We start from the raw sequence: 408 nt of genomic DNA, 5'->3' as shown, positions 1-408 counted from the left end.
ACGTGTGAGGCATCGGAACCGTCCGGAGCCTCAGATGGCCAGGGCGGCGGCGCCGCCGTCCCACAGCGCGATGGCCAGCAGCAGGCACGCCCCCAGGGTGAACGCGGTGCGGACCTGGTGGAGAGTGTTCCAGCGGGACTCGAAGGCCGTACGGGCGGCGCTGTCGTCGCCGCCCTCCGCCTTCGCGAGCGCGTTGTTGAGCGGGATGTTCCCGGCGATCGTGACCAGGTGCCCGGCGACCGCGCAGACGAGCGCCCCCACGATCGCGGGCGCCTCCACGGAGTCGTACTCGCCGAGCCCGGTGAAGAGCGCGGCGGCGGGCAGGGCGACCACGCCGAGGAAGAGGACGAGGAAGGCGGGGCCGGGCACCTTCTCGTTGAAGCGGCGCATCATCGCCGTGAACTGTTC

The 408-nt window shown here is 72.1% G+C and carries 1 protein-coding gene; it reads right to left on the bottom strand.

The features are described from left to right. Positions 1-30 precede the first annotated feature (30 nt). The coding region (locus V2J85_RS40920; protein WP_330824433.1) for a DUF1772 domain-containing protein at positions 31-408 on the bottom strand (378 nt) is incomplete at its 5' end.

The organism is Streptomyces bugieae, from assembly GCF_036352915.1.
Taxonomy (GTDB): Bacteria; Actinomycetota; Actinomycetes; order Streptomycetales; family Streptomycetaceae; genus Streptomyces; species Streptomyces endophytica.
Note: the sequence above shows the minus strand (reverse complement) of the source record. Positions and strands in the feature narration are given on the sequence as shown.